Annotated in this window: 15 protein-coding genes; 8 read left to right on the top strand and 7 right to left on the bottom strand. The window is 72.6% G+C overall.

What is annotated here, in order from left to right:
- Position 1: 1 nt before the first annotated feature.
- Together FV233_RS08020 and FV233_RS08015 are read right to left on the bottom strand one after the other, a co-directional pair.
- On the bottom strand, positions 2–2,989 hold the full coding sequence (locus FV233_RS08020) for a TAT-variant-translocated molybdopterin oxidoreductase (RefSeq protein ID WP_147897168.1): 2,988 nt from the start codon (positions 2,987–2,989) through the stop codon (positions 2–4).
- Positions 2,986–3,645 carry a cytochrome c3 family protein gene (locus FV233_RS08015; protein ID WP_147897167.1) on the bottom strand — a complete coding sequence of 220 codons (660 nt, stop codon included), beginning with the start codon at positions 3,643–3,645 and terminating at the stop codon, positions 2,986–2,988. The genes FV233_RS08020 and FV233_RS08015 overlap by 4 nt, the downstream gene beginning before the upstream one ends.
- Before the next feature lie 372 nt (positions 3,646–4,017).
- Here FV233_RS08015 and FV233_RS30210 point away from each other — a divergent pair, with 372 nt between their 5' ends.
- The 3 genes from FV233_RS30210 to FV233_RS07990 all read left to right on the top strand — a co-directional run bounded on the left by FV233_RS30210 (position 4,018) and on the right by FV233_RS07990 (position 9,075).
- Positions 4,018–6,615: an ABC transporter ATP-binding protein gene (locus FV233_RS30210; protein WP_187278074.1), complete on the top strand. Its 2,598-nt coding sequence runs from the start codon at positions 4,018–4,020 to the stop codon at positions 6,613–6,615.
- Between the two features lie 110 nt (positions 6,616–6,725).
- Positions 6,726–7,928, top strand: coding sequence for a murein L,D-transpeptidase family protein (locus tag FV233_RS07995; RefSeq protein WP_147897164.1), 1,203 nt, complete (start codon positions 6,726–6,728; stop codon positions 7,926–7,928).
- Positions 7,929–8,133: 205 nt separating this feature from the next.
- On the top strand, positions 8,134–9,075 hold the full coding sequence (locus FV233_RS07990; RefSeq protein ID WP_147897163.1) for an MBL fold metallo-hydrolase: 942 nt from the start codon (positions 8,134–8,136) through the stop codon (positions 9,073–9,075).
- A gap of 9 nt (positions 9,076–9,084) precedes the next feature.
- Here FV233_RS07990 and FV233_RS07985 read toward each other — a convergent pair whose 3' ends face one another.
- Positions 9,085–9,282 carry a hypothetical protein gene (locus FV233_RS07985; RefSeq protein WP_246689939.1) on the bottom strand — a complete coding sequence of 66 codons (198 nt, stop codon included), beginning with the start codon at positions 9,280–9,282 and terminating at the stop codon, positions 9,085–9,087.
- Positions 9,283–9,523: 241 nt separating this feature from the next.
- Here FV233_RS07985 and FV233_RS07980 point away from each other — a divergent pair, with 241 nt between their 5' ends.
- Both FV233_RS07980 and FV233_RS07975 read left to right on the top strand, forming a co-directional pair.
- Complete coding sequence (locus tag FV233_RS07980; RefSeq protein WP_147897162.1) at positions 9,524–10,711, top strand: complex I NDUFA9 subunit family protein; 1,188 nt, start codon at positions 9,524–9,526, stop codon at positions 10,709–10,711.
- 248 nt (positions 10,712–10,959) lie between these two features.
- Positions 10,960–11,919, top strand: coding sequence for a GDP-mannose 4,6-dehydratase (locus FV233_RS07975; protein ID WP_147897161.1), 960 nt, complete (start codon positions 10,960–10,962; stop codon positions 11,917–11,919).
- A gap of 7 nt (positions 11,920–11,926) precedes the next feature.
- Here the strand turns inward: FV233_RS07975 and FV233_RS07970 are convergent, their stop codons facing one another.
- From FV233_RS07970 to FV233_RS07955, 4 genes are read right to left on the bottom strand one after another with little or no spacing between them, the layout of a single operon-like run.
- Positions 11,927–13,129, bottom strand: a complete 1,203-nt coding sequence (locus tag FV233_RS07970) for a CaiB/BaiF CoA-transferase family protein (protein ID WP_147856769.1) — start codon at positions 13,127–13,129, stop codon at positions 11,927–11,929.
- Between the two features lie 11 nt (positions 13,130–13,140).
- Positions 13,141–13,965 (bottom strand): IclR family transcriptional regulator, encoded by an 825-nt coding sequence (locus tag FV233_RS07965; RefSeq protein ID WP_147897160.1) that lies wholly within the window; start codon positions 13,963–13,965, stop codon positions 13,141–13,143.
- The gene (locus FV233_RS07960; RefSeq protein ID WP_147897159.1) at positions 13,962–14,687 is read right to left on the bottom strand and encodes an enoyl-CoA hydratase-related protein; all 726 of its coding nucleotides are present in this window, start codon (positions 14,685–14,687) and stop codon (positions 13,962–13,964) included. Before FV233_RS07960 ends, FV233_RS07965 begins: the two co-directional genes overlap by 4 nt.
- Positions 14,684–15,700, bottom strand: a complete 1,017-nt coding sequence (locus tag FV233_RS07955) for a nitronate monooxygenase family protein (RefSeq protein ID WP_147897158.1) — start codon at positions 15,698–15,700, stop codon at positions 14,684–14,686. Before FV233_RS07955 ends, FV233_RS07960 begins: the two co-directional genes overlap by 4 nt.
- 300 nt (positions 15,701–16,000) lie before the next feature.
- On the opposite strand from FV233_RS07955, the gene FV233_RS07950 reads away from it, so the two are divergent.
- From FV233_RS07950 to FV233_RS07940, 3 genes are all read left to right on the top strand, one after another.
- A complete protein-coding gene (locus tag FV233_RS07950; protein WP_147897157.1) occupies positions 16,001–18,076 on the top strand; it encodes a 3-hydroxyacyl-CoA dehydrogenase NAD-binding domain-containing protein in 2,076 nt (691 codons plus the stop codon).
- Positions 18,077–18,398: 322 nt separating this feature from the next.
- Positions 18,399–19,583, top strand: coding sequence for an acetyl-CoA C-acyltransferase (locus FV233_RS07945; protein WP_147897156.1), 1,185 nt, complete (start codon positions 18,399–18,401; stop codon positions 19,581–19,583).
- 2 nt (positions 19,584–19,585) lie between these two features.
- A complete protein-coding gene (locus FV233_RS07940) occupies positions 19,586–20,782 on the top strand; it encodes an acyl-CoA dehydrogenase family protein (protein ID WP_147897155.1) in 1,197 nt (398 codons plus the stop codon).
- The last annotated feature ends 32 nt before the right edge of the window (positions 20,783–20,814 follow it).

Genomic DNA, 20,814 nt, shown 5'->3' with positions numbered 1-20,814 from the left:
CTCAGCCCTCCCGTCCGGCCGGATCGGACGCGGGCGCCAGTCCGGCGAGATAGGTGGTGCGCGGGCGCGTGTTGAGGTGGCCGAGCAGCGCGTATTCCCGCGTGTCCTTGCGGGCGGCCGAGACCTGGCTTCCCGGGTCGGCGACGTTGCCGAAGGTGATCGCCCGGGTCGGGCAGGCGCCCTGGCAGGCGGTCTCGACGGCGCCGTCCGGGATCGGCGCGTGGGCGTCCTTGGCCGAGGTGATCCGGGCGGCCGTGATGCGCTGGATGCAGTAGGTGCACTTCTCCATGACGCCGCGGGCCCGGACCGTGACCTCGGGGTTGCGCTGCTGCTGCTGCACCGGGGTCATGCCGCCGGTGTAGTCCAGGTAGTTGAAGCGGCGGACCTTGTACGGGCAGTAGCTCTGGCAGGTCCGGGTCCCGACGCAGCGGTTGTAGACCTGCAAGTTCAGGCCCTCGCTGTCGTGCAGGGTCGCCTCGACGGGGCAGCCGACCTCGCAGGGCGCCTGCTCGCAATGCATGCACGGCACCGGCTGGAATTGCGTCGTCGGCGCATCGAGCCCGCCCGCGTAGTAGCGGTCCACCCGCAGCCAACCCATCCAGCGGCCGAGTTCGACCTCGGTGCGCCCGACCACCGGGATGTTGTTCTCCGCCTGGCAGGCGGTGACGCAGGCGTTGCAGCCGGTGCAGGCGTCGAGGTCGATCGCCATGCCCCATTGCGCCGCGACCCAGCGGTCCTGGTTCTCCGGCGGCGGGTAGAACGAGGCCGGCGCCGGCGCGCCCTTGGGATCGCCCACCGGCGCGGCACCGACCGCCTGGACGCGGACGATGTCCTGCCCCTCCATCGTGCCGAGATGCTGGGTGGTCGCCGGCATCCGGCGCCGTCCGGTCTTCGTCAGCCGCGCGCCGGACAGCCGCCACGGCGTCCCGGTCGGGCGCAGGGCGGCGGCATCGTAGCCGAGGCCGCTGGACAGGTGGTCGGGCACGCTGCGGCCGTAGCCGAGGCTCAGCGTCACGGTGTCGGCGGCCTGGCCGGGCTGGATCCAGGCGGCGCCCTCGACGGCGCGCCCCTCCGCCTCGACCCGCACGATGTCGCCGGTGGCGATGCCCTCCCGCTCGGCCAGATGCGGGCTGAGCGCGATGACGTTCTCCCAGACGACCTTGGTGAGCGGCTTCGGCAGCTCCTGCAGCCAGGCGAGGTCGGCGTGGGTGCCGTCCCAGACCGTGGGATCCGGGCGGAATACCACCTCGATCCCGGGTTCGGCAGAGGATCGGGCGGGGGGCCGGGCAGAGGGCTGAGGACCGCCGCCCTCCTGCGTGAGCGCGACATCCTCGGCCGCAGCCGCGCTGTCGGGCCAGAAGCCCCGGCGCAGGGCATCGGAGAAGCGCGCCTCGAACGCCGCCGGGTCCTCGCCCTCGGTCCGCCAGCGCCCCTTGAGCAGGGCGAGCGCGTCGGCGCCTTCCTCGCCACCGCGTCCGTCGGTGAGGAACGCCAGCATGTCCTGGAGGGTGCGGCCGTTGTAGAGCGGCGCCACCGTCGGCTGGATCAGCCCGACCGTGCCGTCGAGGGAGCGGACGTCACCCCAGCTCTCAAGCGGATGGGCGGCGGGCAGGTGCCAGTCGGCATGCGCACCGGTCTCGTCGTAGTAGAGCCCGGCATGGATCTTGAGCGGCACGCGCTCCATCCGGGCGGCGAAGTCGAGGGCGCCCGGGGCGTCGTAGACCGGGTTGGCGCCGAGCACGATCAGGGCCTTGACGGCGCCGCGCTCCATCGCCTCCGCCAGGTCCACCAGCGTCCCGGCACCCTGTTCGGCCACGGGCATCGTGTGCCGCAGGGTCGCCCCGGTATTGCCGAGCGCGCCGTTGAGGCGGTGGACCAGGGCGTGCAGGTCCGGGCTCGCGGTCAGCCCGGCCGTGACGATGCCGGCGCCGCGCGCCTCGGTGAGGGCCTTGGCGGCGCGCCTCGTCCAGCGGGACACCGGATCGTCGCCGGCCGGCGCCCCAGCGCCTGCAGCGACCGCCAAAAGATCCCGCGCCAGGTCTTCGAGGCGTCCGGCCGGGACGGGGACGCCGTGATCCGCCTTTGCGCTGGTGAGGGTCGGGGTCGGGGCGGCGGCGTGGAGGGTCAGCAGGCGGCCCTCGGCGTAGGCGGCGCGACGGGCCGCGCTCCACCGCCCCGACAGGCCGACCTGGCCTGGGCCGAGGTCGAGGAAGTCGCCGTCCAGGGACACGATGGTGCGCGCCCGATCGAAATCGGGCCGCGTCTCCAGCGGCCGGCCGTAGGCCCGGCGGGCACCCTCGTAGATCGCGTCGCGGCCGGCGCCGGCGCCGACATACCAGCGCAGCTCCGGGTAGGCGGCCCGCATCCGGGCGATCTGCGCCGCGACGGTGGGCGAGGTCACCGGCCCGGTCAGCAGCGCCACGCCCGCACCGCCGGCCTCGCGCCAGGCCGGAATCTGCGCCTGCAGGGCCGTGCGGAACGCCGCCCAGGAACTTGGGCGGCCGAGGTGCTGCACCGCCTGCGAGCGGAACGGGTCGTAGAGGCCGAGCACCGAGGCCTGGGCCAGCACGTCGGTGCCGCCGCGGCTCCAGGGGTGATCGGGATTGCCCTCGATCTTCAGCGGCCGGCCGTTGCGGGTGGTGACCAGGATCCCGTTGCCGAACCCGTCGAACACCGCCGAGGAGGCGTAGGAGAGGTCCGTGCCCGGCACGATCCGCTCGGGCTGGTTGACGTAGGGCACCTCGTAATCGCGCCCGCCCTCCGCGCCGCAGGCCGTGAGGCCGCCGAGCGCGAAGGACGCCGCCATCAGCTTGAGGAAGCCGCGCCGCTCCGGGGCGGCGGCGAGCCGGGCGGCCGAGGGGAACTCGGCCGCGAGGTAGTCGCGGAATTCCGGACTGTCGGCGACGGCGTCGAGGCTGCGCCAGAAGCGCGGGCCGTCGCCGCCGGCGAGTTTCTGGCGCAGGGCCGCGATGTCGGATCCGCTGGTCATCGGTGGCAGATCCCGCACTGGGTGAGCCGCGCACCGCCGCGGATATGGTACTCGGCCACCAGCTTCGGCCCCAGCGTCGCCTGGTCGGCCGGCGGCGTCCAGGTCATGTTCCAGACCTGGTCGGGCGTGCGGACGTACTTCTCCGGCGCCCGGTGGCAATCGAGGCAGAACTGCATCTCGAAGGCGTTCGCCCGGTAGGTCATCTGCATCGACGTCACGTCGCCGTGGCAGGTCGAGCAGCCGATGCCCTTCGTCACATGCACCGAGTGGTTGTAGTAGACGTATTGCGGCAGCTTGTTCAGCCGCACCCATTCCAGCGGCTTGTCCTGCGCGTAGCTGTCGCGCACCGGCTTGAGCATCGTCGAACCGGTCCAGATCTGCGAGTGGCAGGTCATGCAGGTATGGGTCGGCGGGATGCCGGCGGTGGCCTCCTTGTCGACGGTGGTGTGGCAGTACCGGCACTCGATGCCGAGCTCGCCGGAATGGTGCTTGTGGCTGAAGGGCAGGGGCTGGGCCGGCGCGATGCCGACGCCCGTGACGTAGTTCGAGCGCACGATCCCGGCCGCCAGCACCGGCAGGCCGACCAGGCAGGCCACCCCGGTCATCAGGGCGAGCCGGTAGGTCGCATCCGCGCCGGGGGTGAAAAGCTGCGCCATCAGGCGCTCCCGCACAGGGGGCGGATGCTCCCGCGCGATGCGCAGCGAAGCCCGCCGGGCAGGCTGGTCCGGTCGCCGGGCTCGATCTGCTCACCCCCTCGCCGCAAGCGTCGCCCCACCGTTGATCCCGGGTTGAAGTGTGCGGTGCACCGGTCCGTCCGCGCAATGCGACCAAAGCGGCCGGCCCTCGCCGAGGAACCTAGAGCTTTTCCAGACGGGGGCTAGAACATGGATCACCATGCCGGTCGCCCGCCGCGCCCGGCCCTCGACACTTCCCGCCGGCGGCGCGAAGGCCTATGCGCTGCCTGACCCGTCGGGCGCGGCGGCCCCATTGCCCGTCGCCGCCCCACCCCGGACCTGCCTCGGACCCCTATGGATTCCGACCCCATCGTCCTGACCTGGCGCGCGGCGCGGCGCCTGCACACCACAGCGGCCGCCCTCGCGGTCGGGGTCGGCGCCCCGCTCTGCGCGCTCGCCCTGCTGTGTCTGCGCGATCTCGTCGCGGTGCTGCCGCGCGACGAGGCGCCGACGCTGCCGTTCCTGCGGCTCGCCCTGTCGCTGCCCGGCCGCGACGTCGTGCTGGCGCACGGCTTCCCAATGCGCCCGGCGGAGCTGGAGCTCGCCGCCTTCCTGTGCATCGCCGCCTGCGCGCTGGCGCTCGCCGGAATCGGCTGGATCGTGGCGCGCCTGTGCTTCAAGGCGCAGAACCGGGCCGCGGACGCCGTGCGGGAGAGCGTCCTGCAGGCGATCCTCGACGCGCCGGCCGGAGCCCGGGACGAGGCCCGCAGCCTCGCCCGCCTGGTCGGCGAGGTTCTGGGACGGGGCGACCGGCTGCTCGCCGCCGGCATCGTCCTGCCGGCAATGACGCTCGCCGCGCTGCTCCTGGCCCTCGGCTTCGCGGCGCTCGCCGCACCGCGCCTGATCCCGGCTGCGGCGGTCGGCCTGGCGGCGATCGGGCTCGCCTACGGGCTGGTCCTGGATCGCGCCCGGGACCGGCAGGACCTGCGCCTGCGTTCCAGCGCCCGGGCCGAAGCGAACCTGAACGACCTGGTCCGCCGGCTGCCGGCCGTCCGCGTCCACGGGGCCGCCGCCCTCGAACGGACGCGCATCGCGGCCCGGGTCGCGGCGACCCGCGCCAAGGTGGCCCGGGCCGAGGCGCGGCTGGCCTACGCGCGGGCCCCCGCGCTGGCCCTGGCGGTGATCCTCCCGGCCATCGCCATCGGCACCGCCCTGTGGCGCTCCGCGGAGACCGGCGGCCCGCCGGCGGCGCCGGTCGATCCGGCCGCCCTGCTCGCGGCCACCGGGGCGTTCGGCCTCGCCGGCTGGCTCGCCGGCATCTGCGCCCGGCTCTGGACGGTGCGCAAATCCGTCCGGCCGCGCTTCCGCGACCTCGCCCGCATCATCGCCCTGCTCCAGGGCCGGCAGGCCCGGGCGCCCCGGCCGGGGCTCGCCCCGCAGCCGCTGCCCCGGTCCGGGATCCTGGCGACCCAAGGCGTCGGCGCCTTCGACGCGGCGACCGGCGAACGCCTGACCGGCGTCGACGTCGCCGTCACCATGCCGGGCCACGTGGCGATCACCGGCAGCCGGGGCAGCGGCGCCCGGGTGCTGGCGGCCGTGCTGGCCGGTCAGGTCGAGCCGACGGCGGGCGCAGTCACCTACGCGGGCTCCGACCTGCGCGGCTTCGATGCCGCGGAGCGCGCCCGGCGCATCGCCTTCGCGGCCGGGGAGGCGATCCTGATCGAGGGCTCGCTCCGGCAGAACCTGCTCTACGGCACCGAGCCGGCCAACGCCCCCGACGACATCGGGCTGATCGGGATCAGCCGGCTCGCCGGGCTCGACGGCTTCGTCTACGCCCGCGGCCTGACCGGCCGCCTCGACCCGGCGAGCCAGCCCCGGCTGGCGGCGGCGATCGTCGCGGCCCGCCGGACCATGCGGGCGGCCCTGGCCGCCAAGGGGGCCGAGCGCCTGGTCGAGCCGTTCGACCCGGCCCGCTACAACCATCAGGCGAGCATCGGCGAGAACATCCTGTTCGGCGAGCCGGTGGGCGGGGCCTTCGCGCCCCTGCGGTTCGCCCGCCATCCGTACCTGCGGGCGGTGCTGGAGGCCGAGGAGCTGGTGCGACCGCTCACCGAGATCGGCCTGTCGGTGGCGCGCAGCACCGTGGAGATCTTCGCGGATCTGCCCAACGACCATTCGCTGTTCGACAATTATTCGCTGTTCCAGGCCTCGGAGCGCGGCTACTTCGAAGATCTGGTGGTCCGCCTGCCCAATGCCGCGAGCCTGCGCCGCGGATCGGCCGGCCAGCGCGACCGCACCCGGCTGATCGGCCTGGCTTTGCGCTACAGCGAGTCCCGCCACCGCTTCGGGCTGATCGACACCGCGTTCGAGCGGCGGCTGGTCCAGGCGCGCCGCTCCTTCGCCCGGATGCTGCCGCCCCACCTCGCCGGCGCCGTCGAGTTCCACGATCCCGGCCGGGTCAATCCGGCCGCCAGCCTGGAGGAGAACCTGCTGTTCGGCCGGATCAGCCTCGGCGAGGCCAACGCGGAGCCCCGGGTGCGGGCGCTGGTGCAGCGCGTGCTCGCCGACGAGGGCCTCGAAGCCTCGGTCTACGGGCTCGGCCTGGACAGCAAGGTCGAGATCCAGCCCAGCACCGGCGCGCTGGCCGACGGCGCGATCAACGCCCGGGAGCGCGTCGCGATCGAGCTGGGGCGCTGCCTCGCCCGCGAGCCCGACATCCTGGTGGTCGCGGTGGCACCCGACGAGCGCAAGGTCGAGGGCGTGCGCGAGCGCCTCGCCCGGCTTCGGCAGGCCCGGGCCGGGCGCGGCTTCATCGTCTGCCTGCCCGAATCGGGGGTGCCCGACGGGATCGCGCCGTTCGACGCGGTGATCGCGGTGGAGAACAGCGCCGTGGTCGCCCCGCCGGCCATCGAGGCCGCGGGCGCCGTCGGCGCGGAGCCGGCCCTGGCGTGACCGGCGGCCGTCACGGGCGCGACGGCCTCACGACGGCCGCAATGCCGGGTCAGCCTCCCAGGACCGTGCACGGCCGCGTTCCCGTCCGGCCGATGCGGCGCGGACGGTTCATGCCCCTTCCGATACCGAGATCCTTCTCCGCCGGCCTCGTGCTGCTGACCGTCTGCGGTTCCGTCACGGCGCAGGCCGGGAAGGCCGACGCGCCGATCCCGGCCGCGACGCTCGCCCTGATGGCGCAGAAAGGCACCAGTGCCGCCGCCCCGGTGCTGTTCCGGGCCTACAAGAAGGAATCCGAGATCGAGGTCTGGAAGAAGGGCCCGTCCGGGTACGTCCACATCAAGACCTTCCCGATCTGCCGCTGGTCCGGACAGCTCGGGCCCAAGCGCAAGAGCGGCGACCGGCAGACCCCGGAGGGGTTCTATGCGGTGCCCCGGCGCCAGATGAATCCGAACTCGCACTATTACCTGTCCTTCGACGTCGGCTATCCCAACGCCTACGACCGCGCCCATGGCGGCACCGGCTCGGCCGTGATGGTGCACGGCATCTGCTCGTCGATGGGCTGCTTCGCCATGACCGACGGCACGGTCGGGGAGATCTACGCCATCGCCCGCGAGGCCCTGAACGGCGGGCAGGCGGCGTTCCAGTTCCAATCCTACCCGTTCCGGATGAGTGCCGAGAACATGGCCCGCCACCGCGCCGACCCGAACATCGGGTTCTGGCGCGAACTCAAGGCCGGCTCGGACCGGTTCGAGGCGAGCAAGGAGGAGCTGCAGGTCTCGGTCGTCGCCGGCCGCTACGCCTTCGCGCCGTCCCGGGACCCCGCGCGGGAAGCCGCGGTCGCGACCCACCGCGCCATCGAGGAGGCCCGGATGGCGGCGCTCGCCGAATCCGGCGAGCCGGCCGTGCGCACGACCTACTCCGACGGCGGCCAGCACGCCTTCTGGGCAGCCTACACCGCCCGGGGCGGCGCGGTCGGCGACATCAGCCGCCCCGAGGCGCTGGCCTTCGCCGGCCAGGAGGTGGTGGTGGTGCCGGGTCACCGGGCGCCGCGGCCGGTGCCGGAGTCCGTCTGGGCCGCCTGGGCCGCGCCCGATTCCGCGCTCGCGCTGCGGCGGATGGCGGGCTTCGTTCCGGTCTACGAGCGGGCGCCGGACCCGTTCGGGGCGCTGGCGGGCCGGCTCCCGGTGCGCTACGGCGACGGCCTGCCCGCGCTGCTGGCAGCAGCCTTGAGCGGAACCCCGGGCGCATTCGGCGGGGCACCGATTCCCGGCAGCGTCAACGCCGGGCTTGTCGCCTCCGCCGAGCGATTCTAAGGGTACCGGAGGGCCGGGACGCGGCCCGTCCGTGTGCGCGGCCGCACATCACGACGGCCTGCGACCCCCCAATTCATTGTAAGGCAGGGGATGAGCGGTACTCCTGTCCCGTCGGCCTGCCGTAATCAGCGCTACCTTCCCGGAACGGCGACGGGGTTTCGATCGTAACGGATTGGGACCGACTGTCCGCAGATTCGTGATCGCCATGTCCAAGTGTTCCGAGCCGACTATCCGTGCGGCCGACGAGGGCCTCGTCCTCCGATTCTGGGGCGTTCGTGGCTCGACGCCGGTCAGCGGTCCGCAATACGCCGAATTCGGCGGCAGCACGCCGTGCCTCGAGGTGCGCTGCGGCGAGCGGATGTTCGTGGTCGATGCCGGCTCCGGCATCTACAACCTCGGCCAGGGCCACCGCACCGATCTCCCCCGGGAAGTCGACCTCCTGTTCAGTCACCTGCACCTCGACCACACGGCGGGCCTTCCGTTCTTCAAGCCGGCGGTCCTCGACTGCGACCGGGTGATCAACACCTATTGCGGCAACCTCGGCGGCGAATCGGCCGGCCCGACGCTCGACCGCCTGTTCGCGCCGCCGCTGTTCCCGGTTACGCTCGACAGGCTGTGCTGCACGTTCAACCATCACGGCTTCGAGGCCGGGCAGTCCCTGACCTTCCCGGACGGCGCCCGGGTCGACACGATCCTGCTGAACCACCCGCAGGGCTCGGTGGGCTACCGCTTCGAGCATGGCGGCCGGCGCCTGTGCCTGATCAGCGACATCGAGCACAGCGATCCCTGGCCAGATCCCGAGCTGGCCCGGTTCGTCGAAGGCGCCGACCTGATGGTCTACGACGGCATGTTCACGGACGGCGAGTATCCGACCTGCCGCGGCTGGGGCCACTCCACCTGGCAGAAGGGCGTCGAGCTGGCCCGGACGGCCGGGGTCAAGGCGCTGGCGATCATCCACCTGCATCCGGCCCATTCGGATACGGCGCTGCGCGACATGGAAGCGGACCTCAAGGCGGAGATGCCCACCGCCTTCATCGCCCGCGAGAGCCAGAGCATCACGGTCGGCGCGCCGCGTTCGGTGAGCCGGGGCGCCGACGGGCGAGCGGCGGTGGCGCGGGAGATCCGCCGCCGGATCAAGGTCGCCTGACCCCGCCGGTCAGACCGAGCGCCGGCCCCGCGTCCGGCTGAACCGGCGATAGGCGAACAGGACGAACAGCGCGACGCCGATGGTCAGGATGCTCCAGCCGTAATTGGTGACGAGCTGGGCATCGATCGGGTGGCCGATCAGGCCCAGCGCGACGAGCAGTCCGAAGACGGCGATCACCGCCGAGACGAGCATCCCTAGAATCATCATGGTCCCCGGCGCGTCCCGGCCGGCGCACGGCCCGGCGAAGTCGTCCGTGGAAATGCGCGGGCGCGGTGCCCGTTCCCGGTCGCATCCGGCGCCGGGACGCGGTAATCGCGCCGCGACGCGCATGGGCGGCTCCCAAGGCGCCGAACTTAGGCTAAGTAGGCCCGCATGACGGCGCCCCGGGGCGCGCGAGGAGCCCGAGACCACGGCGATGACCGGCCCACAGAACACGCCTCAGGACAGCATGCCCGCATCCACCGCCGCAACGGGCCCCCTGCGCCCGCAATCCCAGCTCGTGACGATCTTCGGCGGCTCCGGCTTCCTGGGCCGCCATGTTGTGCGGGCGCTCGCCAAGCGCGGCTACCGGATCCGCGTCGCGGTGCGCCGGCCGGACCTGGCGCTGTTCCTGCAGCCGCTGGGCAAGGTCAACCAGATCGTGGCCGTCCAGGCCAACCTACGCTACCCCGAATCGGTCGCCCGCGCGGCCGAGCGTTCGGACGTGGTGATCAACCTCGTCGGCATCCTGCAGGAGACCGGCTCACAGAGTTTCGCGCGCCTGCAGGTCGAGGGCGCGTCCGAGATCGCCCGCGCCGCCGCCCGGCAGGGCGCCCGGATGATCCACGTCTCGGCGATCGGGGCGGATCCGAACTCGCCGTCGCACTACGCCCGGACCAAGGCGGAGGGCGAGGCCCGGGTCTTCGCCGCCTGCCCGGACGCAGTGGTGTTCCGGCCCTCCCTGGTCTTCGGGCCGGGCGACAGCTTCTTCAACCGATTCGCCGGGCTGGCCCGGGCGCTGCCGGTGCTGCCGCTGGCGGGCGGGCAGTCGCGCTTCCAGCCGGTCTTCGTCGGTGACGTCGCCGAGGCGATCGCCCGGGCCGTCGACGGCGTCGTGCCGGGCGGCAAGGTCTACGAACTCGGCGGCCCCGAGGTCGCGACGCTGGAGCACCTCGTCCGCTACATGCTGAAGACGATCCAGCGGAAGCGTGCGGTGGTGGACCTCCCGCTGCCGGTGGCCAAGCTCCAGGCCCGGTTCCTGGAGGTCGCCGACACCCTGACCTTCGGCCTGCTGCCCGACAGCCTGAAGCTCACCCGCGACCAGGTGATCCTGCTCCAGAACGACAACGTCGTGTCCGAGGCTGCCAAGGCCGAGGGCCGGACCATCGAGGCGCTCGGGATCACCCCGACCGCCGCCGAGGCGGTGGTGCCGGGCTATCTCTGGCCGTTCCGCAAGGCCGGCCAGTTCGCCACCGACCGGGACGAGGAATACCTGGCCGAGGTGCCGGACTCGATCGCACCGACGCCCATGGGGCCCGGCTCCCAGCACAGGCCGCAGACCGCATCCGGCCCGGCGATCGGCGCCGATGCCGGCAGCTCCCCGGGAAGCGCCCAGAGCCGCATGGGCACCCGCTGGGGCACCCGGACGATGAGCTGAGGAGCCGGGGTTTCAAAAGGTCTTCGACCTTTTGCGGGTCCAGGGCGGAGCCCTGGGTCGAGCGAAGCTCGATGCCATCGGGGCTCCGCCCCGATACCCCGCCAAAGGGTCTCCGGCCCGTTGGAAACCCATTCCCTTGCCGGTGAGGGCGTTTATATCCCCGCGTTCTCCTGAAAGGAGGCAACGCCTGACCTCGTCCGGGACCACACGATGATCGTCACCCCGTGGAACGGATCGGCAGGCTTGGCGTGAGACGCATCCTCGTCACCGGCGCGGCGGGCTTCGTCGGCGGCCATGTCCTGCCGCTCCTGACCGGATCGGGCGCCCGGGTGGTCGGGATCGGCCGCGGGGCGTCGCCGAGCCTGCCGGAGGGCGTCACCTACGAGCGCATCGACCTATTGGACGAGGCGGCACTCAGCGCCTTCGTGGCCCGCTTCCGGCCGACCGAGATTCTCCACTTGGCCGGCCTCGCCTCGGTGGGCCAGTCCGCGACCGGGCCGGGGCAGACCTGGCGGGTGAACGTCAACGGCCTGATGAACCTCGTGGCGGCCGTCGAGGCGGTGCCGGGCTGCACGCTGTTCTTCGTCAGCTCGGGCGAAGTCTACGGCGGCGCCTTCCTGGCCGGCCACGCGCTGTCCGAGGCGGCCGAGCCCCTGCCGCGCAACACCTACGCCCGGTCGAAATGGGTCGGCGAGCAGCTGCTGCGCGATCTGCTACCCCGGATCGGCGTGAAGCTCGTGGTGCTGCGGCCGTTCAACCATATCGGCCCGGGCCAGGACGAGCGCTTCGTGGTGGCCTCCTTCGCCGGGCAGATCGCCCGGATCGAGGCCGGCCGCGCGGCGCCGCTCCTCGAGGTCGGCAACCTGTCCTCGTACCGCGATTTCCTCGACGTGGCCGACGTCGCGGGCGCCTATGCCGACCTGATCGGCCGGTCCGAATCCCTGGCGGACGGGAGCGTGTTCAACATCAGTTCCGGCGTGCCCCGCACGATCGCCAGCGTGCTCGACGGCCTGCGCGCCCGCGCCCGGGTGCCGTTCGAGATCCGGATCGCTCCCGAGCGGGTGCGCCCGAACGAGATCCCGCTGGCGGCGGGCGATTCCACCCGCCTGCACGACGCCACCGGCTGGCAACCGCGGGTCGCCTGGGACGACGCCCTGACCCGGGTGCTCGACGATGCCCGCGCCCGGCTGGGCGCCGTCGAGGGCTGAAGGCGCGCTACCGGACCACGCCCTTCGCCACCAGCGCGTCCCGCGCCTCCGCCGAAACCTCCAGTCGCTCGGCCAGGATTTCTTGGCTCGAATCCCCGAGGCCCGGCGGCATGCGGCGCACCGGCAGCCGGCGCCCGTCGAGCCGGTAGGGCGGGGCGATCACGTGGGCGTTGTCGGCCCCCTCGACCACCAGACCGGCCTCCCGGGCGCGCGGGCAGGTCAGCGCCTCGCGCAGGCCCATCACCTCGCCGCAGGGGATGCCCGCCGCGCGCAGGCGCGCGATCAGCGGCGCACGCTCCCATTTGGCGAGTTCGGCATCCAGAATCGGGATGAACGCGGCGCGGTTCTTCGAGCGGTCGAGGTTGGTTGCAAAGCGCGGGTCGGCGCACAGGTCCGGCCGCTCCAGCACCTGCTCGCAGAACCGGCGGTACTGGGCGTTGTTACCCACCGTGATCACCACCGGGCCGTCGCCGGCCTCGAACACCCCGTAGGGCACGATCGACGGGTGGGCGTTGCCATAACGCGGCGGATCGATGCCCCGGGCCAGCGCCTCCAGGCCGTAATAGGAGGTCAGCGCCACGCCGCAATCGAACAGGGCGAGGTCGATCGCCTTGCCGCGCCCGGTGCGCTCGCGCTGGAACAGAGCCGCCAGCACGGCCTGGGCCGCGTATTGCCCGGTGAACAGGTCCACCGCCGCGACCCCGAACTTCAGGGGCGGCCCGCCCGCCTCGCCGTTCAGCGCCATCACGCCGGATTCGCCCTGCACCACGAGGTCGTAGCCGGGCCGTCCGGCCTCCGAGCCGTCGGAGCTGTAGCCGGCGATCGAGCAGTAGATCAGCCCGGAATTCTCGGCCGAAAGCGCCGCGTAGCCGAGGCCGAGCTTCTCGGCCCCGCCGGTCTTGAAGTTCTGGACCAGCACGTCGCTCTCGCGGGCCAGCGCCTTGACGATCGCCAGCCCGTCGGGCGTCGCGAGATCGACGCCGATCGAGCGCTTGTTGCGGTTCACGCTGTCGAAATACGAGGTGTTGCCGGGACTGGTCGCCACGCCCCAGTCCCGCGTGTCGTCGCCGCGCTCCGGATGCTCGACCTTGATCACGTCGGCGCCGAGATCGCCGAGAACCTGCGCGCACCACGGCCCCGCAAGGACCCGGGACAGGTCGAGGACGCGGATCCCGGCGAGCGGGAGATCGTGGGACGGATCGGTTTCCATGGAACGGGTCCTCAAGCTCCCATCACGCCGTCGAGGCCGCGCACCGCCGCGACGAGCTTCGGCCGCACCACATCCATCAGGAACCGGGCATCGGTGATGATCGTCGGAGCGCCGCAATTGACCGACATGGCCGGCAGGCCGCCGCCGGGGTGAAACCCCACCGCGATCGCGCAGACCGTCTCCTGCCATTCGCCGAACGAAGTGCAGCAGCCGAGCTCGCGGTGCTCCGCCACGGCCCGGTCGAGGCCGGCCCGCAGGGCGGGCCAGGCCACCGGGTCCAGGGCCTTCAGGTCCTCGTAGAGGCTCGCGCGCTCGCGCTCGGGGCAGACCGCCACGTAAGCCCGGCCCATGGCGCTGCGGGCCAGCGAGATCCGCGAGCCGGTGTCGAGGTTCAGCGAGATCGCGGCGGGACCGCGCTGGCAATCGACGTAGCGCATGCTCAGCCGGTCGCGCACCCCGAGCCCCACCGAGGCGTTCGCGGCCTCGGCCACCGCCCGCAGGGCCGGCCGGGCGATGCCGCGCACATCGAGGCCGCCCAGCGCCGCCGAACTCAGCGCGATCGTCGCATGGCCCAGCCGGTATCGGCCGGTCTCGGCGGTGTGGTGCAGGTAGCCGAGCTTGGTCAGCGTGTAGGTCAGGCGCGACACGGTCGAGCGCGGCAGGCCGCACGCCGCCGCGAGATCGTGGTTGGCCAGGCTGGTCCGGCCCGGGCCGAAGCAGGCGAGCACCGCGAGGCCCCGGGCCAGCGCCGTGACGAAGTGGCGATCCTCCTTGGCTCCGTCGCCTGCCGGCGCCGCATCGGGATCGGCCAGCAGGTCCTGATCGGCGGTCCTCATCGGCGCAGGAACGCCGCGAAGGCCGCCTGCGCCTCCGGGCCCCGACGAAGCGCGTGAAACACCTCCGCCTCCTCGGCCAGCGTGCGGGCGACGCTGTCGTCCTGGCCCCGGCGCAGGGCCCGCTTGGTCGCCGCGATCGAGGCCGGGGGCAGGGCCGCCAGGGCGCGGGCGCGGCCGAGCGCAACCTCCAGGGCCGTGCCCTCCGGGACGGCGGCGTTGATGAGGCCGGCCGCCACCGCCTCCGCCGCGCCGAAGGGCTCGCCGAGCATCAGGAGTTCGGCCCCCCGCTTGGTGCCGGCGATGAGCGGCAGCAGGTAGCTCGACCCGCCCTCGGGACTGAGCCCGAGCGCCGTGAACGGCAGGCGGAAGCGGGCGCCGTCCCCGGCATAGGCGAGGTCGCAATGCAGCAGCAGCGTCGTGCCGATGCCGACCGCGTGCCCCTCCACCGCCGCGACGACGGGGTTCGGGCAGCCGCGCAGGGCCTTCAGGAAGGTCAGGCCCGGGCTGTCGCCGTCGGTCTCGACATCCTGGAAGTCCCTGAGGTCGTTGCCGGCCGTGAAGCAGCCGCCCGCCCCGGTGAGCACCACGGCGCGCACGGTCTCGTCGGCGAAGGCGGCGGCGAGGCCCGCATAGGTCGCCCGGTCGAGCGCGTTGCGGCGCTCCGGCCGGTCGATGGTGACCAGCCGGATCCCGGGCTCTGGATCGGCGACGCGGAGGCTCATGGAACGGCCTCGCCGGCATAGCCCGCGGCGACGCCCCCGAGCCCGGCCCGGGCGGCGGTGTATTCCCGGACGAGCCGGGCCACGAGGTCGGCGGTGGCCGGGGCGTCCGCGATGGTGCCGACCCCCTGCCCGGCGCCCCAGACGTCTCGCCACACCTTCGCGCTGGCGCTACCGAAGTTCATCGCGGTCTTGTCGCGCACCGGCAAGGCCTCGGGGTCGAGCCCGGCGGCGCGGATGCTGGGGGTCAGGTAGTTGCCCGGCACGCCGGTGAAGTAGGGGGTGTACAGGATGTCGGCGGCGGCGCTGCCGGCGATCATGTCCTTATAGCCGGACGCGGCGTTCGCCTCCCGGGTCGCGATGAAGCGGGTGCCCATGTAGGCGAGGTCGGCGCCCATGGCCTGGGCGGCCAGGATCGCCGAGCCGGTGGTGATCGCCCCCGACAGGATCAGCGGCCCGTCGTAGAAGCGGCGGATCTCGCCGACGAGGGCGAAGGGGCTCAGCGTGCCGGCATGGCCCCCGGCGCCGGCGCAGACCAGGATCAGCCCGTCGACCCCGGCCTCCAGGGCCTTCTCGGCATGGCGGACCGTGGTGACGTCGTGGAACACCACGCCGCCATAGGCGTGGACCGGGCGGATCACCGCGTCCGGGGCCCGCAGCGACGTGATGATGATCGGCACCCGATGCCGGACGCAGGCCTCGACATCCTGCGCCAGCCGGTCGTTCGACGCGTGGACGATCTGGTTGACCGCGAAGGGCGCGATCTTGCGGGCGGGATCCTTCGCGCGCTCTTCAGCGAGGGTCCGCGTGATCGTCGAAAGCCATTCGTCGAGTAACGCGGCGGGCCGGGCGTTGAGCGCGGGGAACGCGCCGACCACCCCGGCGAGGCATTGCGCGATCACGAGTTCCGGTCCCGAGACGATGAACATCGGGGCGCAGATCACCGGCAGGGCGAGGCGGCCGCGCAGGATCTCGGGCAGGCGGCTAGCCGGGCCCTGTTCGAACCCGTCGCTCATCGGAGGCTGCCGGGCTGTTGGCCGATACCGCGCACGGCGATCCTCCCTGATCGATCGGGCGGCCCGGCCCGTGGAACCCGGCTGGGCGGGCCAGGGTCGGAATCGTGCCCGGGGCGGGTCTGAATGGCATGGCGTCCGGCACCGGTCAAACCATCCAGCCGGGCGGCGTCTGCAATGCGGAACGGCGCGACGCAAGCTGCCGGCAATGGCACCGCGTTCTTGACGAGTAGGGGATCGCGGATCAACATCCCGCCAAATTGCAAACGATCATTCTGCAATGCAGAACAAGGAAGCGACGCTTTGGTTCGTTACGAGGTCGATGGCGGCGTGGCCGTGCTCACGCTGGCCAACCCGCCGGTCAACGCGCTCGGCGCCGCGCTGCGGGCTGCCCTCGATGCCGCCCTGGCCCGGGCGGAGGCGGACGATTCGGTGCGCGCCGTCGTGCTGGCGGCCGAGGGCAAGGTGTTCGTCGGCGGGGCCGACATCTCGGAATTCGGCAAGCCGCCCCAGGCGCCGAGCCTGCCCGACGTGCTGGTGCGGCTCGATGCCGGCCGGAAGCCGGTGGTGGCGGCGATCGGCGGCGCGGCGCTCGGCGGCGGGCTGGAGCTGGCGATGGCCTGCCACGGCCGGATCGCGGCGCCGGCGGCCAAGCTCGGCCTGCCGGAGATCAAGCTCGGGATCATCCCGGGGGCCGGCGGAACGCAGCGTCTGCCACGCCTGATCGGGCCGGACGCCGCCTTCACCATGATGCTCACCGGCACGCCGGTCTCGGCCGAGACGGCCGCGGGGCTGGGCATCGTCGACGCCGTGGTGCTGGGCGACCTCGTGCCGGCGGCCCGCACCCGGGCTCTGGAACTGGCCGATTCCGGCGCCCTGCCGCGGGTGCGCGACCGGGCGGACAGGCTGACCCCGGAGGCAAGGCAGAGTTTCGAGTCGCTGGCCGAGGAGGCGGTGAAGCGCGATCCGCAGGCGACCAACGTCCGCGCCCTGGTCCGGGCCGTGCGGGCCGGCCTGGACCCGGACGCGTTCGACGCGGCGGTCGCCGTGGAGCGGGACGAGTTCCGCACGCTGGTGGAGGATCCGCGCTCCAAGGCCCTGCGCTACGCCTTCTTCGCCGAGCGCGAGGCGGCCCGGGTGCCGGGCCTGTCGAAGGACACGCCGCGCCGCGCCATCGAGACGGCCGCGGTGATCGGCGCCGGCACCATGGGCGGCGGCATCGCGATGTGCTTCGCCAATGCCGGCATCCCGGTCACCGTGATCGAGACCGAGGCCGGCGCCCTGGAGCGCGGCCTGGACCGGGTGAAGGGCCTCTATGCCGGCTCGGCCAAGCGCGGCTCGATCACCGAGGCCCAGCGCGACGCGCGGGTCGGCCGGATCACCGGGGCGATCGGCCTGGAGAACGCCGGACAGGCCGACATCGTGATCGAGGCGGCCTTCGAGGACATGGCGGTCAAGCGCGAGATCTTCTCCAAACTCGACGGCATCGCCAAGCCGGGGGCGATCCTGGCAAGCAACACCTCCTATCTCGATGTCGACGCCATCGCGGCGGTGACCGGCCGGCCGCAGGACGTGCTGGGGCTGCATTTCTTCAGCCCGGCCAACGTCATGCGCCTCGTCGAGGTGGTCCGGGCCGGGAAGACCGCGCCCGATGTGCTCGCCACCGCGCTGGATCTGGCCAAGCGCCTCAACAAGCTGCCGGTGACGGTGGGCGTCTGCTTCGGCTTCGTCGGCAACCGCATCCTGGAGCGCCGCAGCCGCGCCGCCGAGCGCCTGCTGCTCGAAGGCGCGTTGCCGCACGAGGTCGACGCCGCGGTGACCGCCTTCGGCTTCCGGATGGGCCCCTTTGCCATGAGCGACCTCGCCGGCCTCGATATCGGCTGGCGCTCCCGCAAGGATTTCGGCGGCCGGGCCCCGGTCGCCGACGCGCTGGCCGAGATGGGCCGGTTCGGCCAGAAGACCGGCCGCGGTTTTTTTGTTTATTCGGACGGCGCCCGGACGGGCACGCACGATCCCGAAGTGGAAGCGCTCATCGAGAAGACCGCCGCCGAGCACGGCATCACCCGCCGGAGCTTCACGCCGGACGAGATCATTGCCCGGCTGATGTACCCGATGGTCAACGAGGGCGCCCGGATCCTCGAAGAGGGGATCGCCGCGCGGCCCGGCGACATCGATACGATCTGGATCAACGGCTACAACTGGCCGGCCTGGCGCGGCGGCCCGATGCACTGGGCCGACACGGTCGGGCTCAAGACTGTCGCTGAGGCACTGACGCGCTTCGCCCGGGAGACCGGCGACGACAGCCAGGAGCCGGCGCCGCTGCTGCGCAAGCTGGCGGATGAAGGTGGACGCTTCGCCGCTTGGAAGGCGACGGCCTGATGGCCTGCCGGCCCGAACGGGCTTCGTCCCGGTTTCGAGAGGTCCGATGCGTCGGGGCGTTGCCCCGACACCCCACCAAAGGGCGTGACGCCCTTTGGGATCCCCAACCCGTCTGCATCAGGCGCCGTCGCTCCTGCAGCCCGCACCGCGCCCCCTCTCCCGTGCGGGAGAGGGTTGGGGTGAGGGGACAGGTCTTTCCGGAGAAGTCGCACCCCTCACCCTGTCCCTCTCCCGCACGGGAGAGGGGACCCACGCCACATCCGGCTGATGCTGCGCCAGCATCCGACCTGCACATCCGTTCGGAACCCCAGAGGAGCCCGGCATGACCGACGCGGTGATCGTCTCGACCGCCCGCACGCCGATCGGCAAGGCCCATCGCGGCGCGCTGAACCTCACCCGCGGCGCCGACCTCGCGGCCCACGCGATCCGGGGCGCCCTGGACCGGGCCCGGCTCGAGCTGGATGCGATCGAGGAGGTGGTCCTGGGCTGCGGCTATCCGGAGAACGCCACCGGCGGCAACGTCGCCCGCCACGCCGCCCTGGTGGCGGGGATCCCGGTGGAGTCGGCCGGCGTCACGGTCTCGCGCTTCTGCGCCTCGGGCCTGGAGGCGATCGCCAGCGCGGCCCGCCGGATCATCCTCGACGGCGTTCCGGTGGCCGTGGCCGGCGGGGTCGAGTCGATCAGCCTGGTGCAGCCGAAGGTGCAGCGGGAGCTGACCCGCAACGCCTGGCTGGAGGCGCACCTGCCGGCGATCTACATGCCGATGATCGAGACCGCCGACATCGTGGCCGAGCGCTACGGCATCTCCCGGGAGGCGCAGGACGCCTTCGCGGCGGAGAGCCAGCGCCGCACCGCCGCCGCGCAGGCGCTGGGGCTGTTCGACGACGAGATCGTCCCGATCAGCGCCGTGATGGCGGTGACAGACAAGGCCACCGGTGAGACCCGGGAGGTCGAGACGCGACTCGCCAAGGACGAGGGCAACCGGCCCGACACGACGCTCGAAGGCTTGGCGAAGCTCAAGCCCGTGCGCGGGGAGGGCGCTTTCATCACGGCGGGCAATGCCAGCCAGCTCTCGGACGGGGCCGCCGCCAGCGTGCTGATGTCGGCCGAGGAGGCCGCCCGGCGCGGCCTCACGCCGCTCGGCACCTTCCGGGGCTTCGCCTCGGCCGGCTGCGGGCCGGACGAGATGGGCATCGGCCCGGTCTTCGCGGTGCCGCGCCTGCTGGAGCGGCAGGGACTCACGGTCGCCGACATCGACCTGTGGGAGCTGAACGAGGCCTTCGCGTCCCAGTCGGTCTATTGCCGGGACAGGCTCGGGATCGATCCGGACAAGGTCAACGTCAACGGCGGCGCCATCGCGGTCGGCCACCCGTTCGGCATGTCGGGGGCGCGGCTCGTGGGCCACGCCCTGCTGGAGGGCCGCCGCCGCGGGGCGCGCTACGCCGTGGTGACCATGTGCGTGGCCGGCGGCCAGGGCTGCGCCGGCCTGTTCGAGATCGGAGGCTGACGATGGATCTGCGCTTTACGCCGGACGAAATCGCGTTCCGCGACGAGGTCCGCAGCTTCTGCCGGACGGAGATCCCGGCTGACATACGAAAGAAGGTGTCGGAGGGGCGCAGCCTCGCCAAGGAGGACATCGTCGCCAGCCAGCGGATCCTCAACGCCAAGGGCTGGGCGGTGCCGCACTGGCCGCAGGAATGGGGCGGCCGGGATTGGACCCCGATCCAGCGCTACATCTACACCGAGGAGCTGTTCCAGGCGGCGGTGCCGCTGCCGCAGCAATTCAACTGCTACATGTTCGGCCCCGTGCTCGCGACCTTCGGCCGGCAGGACCAAAAGGAACGCTTCCTGCCGCGCGCGGCCAATCTCGACGATTGGTGGTGCCAGGGTTTCTCCGAGCCCGGCGCCGGCTCCGACCTCGCCTCCTTGAAGACCAAGGCGGTGCGCGACGGCGACCACTACGTCGTGGACGGTCAGAAGACCTGGACGACGCTGGGCCAGCACGCCGACTGGATTTTTTGTCTCGTGCGCACCGACTTCGAGGCGAAGAAGCAGCGCGGCATCTCCTTCCTGCTAATCGATATGAAGACCCCCGGCATCACCGTGCGGCCGATCCTCACCTTGGAAGGCCGCCACGAGGTTAACGAGGTGTTTTTCGACTCGGTGCGGGTGCCGGTCGAGAACCTCGTGGGCGAGGAGAACCGGGGCTGGGACTACGCAAAATTCCTGCTCGCCAACGAGCGCACCGGCATCGCCCGGATCGGCCTCACCAAGGAGCGGATTGCCCGGATCAAGCGCCTCGCCAAGGAGATGCCGGCGGGCTCCGGGACCATGTGGGACGACCGCGACTTCCGCGGCCGGGTGGCGGAGGTCGAGGTCGAGCTGAAGGCGCTGGAGATCACCCAGATGCGGGTGGCGGCCAAGCAGGGCCGGGCGGATTCGGTCGAGCCCGACCCCGCCTCCTCGCTCCTCAAGATCCGCGGTTCGCAGCTCCAGCAGGCGGCGACGGAGTTGCTGGTCGAGCTCGCCGGCCCGTTCGCCCTGGCGGCGCCGTCACGCGGGGCCGGAGCCAACAACTTGCCCGGCGGCTTCGACTGGGTCGATGCGGCGGCGCCGAGCTACTTCAACAACCGCAAGGTCTCGATCTACGGCGGCTCGAACGAGATCCAGCACAACGTCATCGCCAAGGGGATCTTGGGGTTGTGAGGGCAGCCGGGCCGCCCCCGCCGATCCCACCC

The organism is Methylobacterium sp. WL7 (assembly GCF_008040085.1).
GTDB lineage: Bacteria > Pseudomonadota > Alphaproteobacteria > Rhizobiales > Beijerinckiaceae > Methylobacterium > Methylobacterium mesophilicum.
The sequence above is the reverse complement of the archived record's forward strand: the minus strand, read 5'-3'. Positions and strand labels throughout refer to the sequence as shown.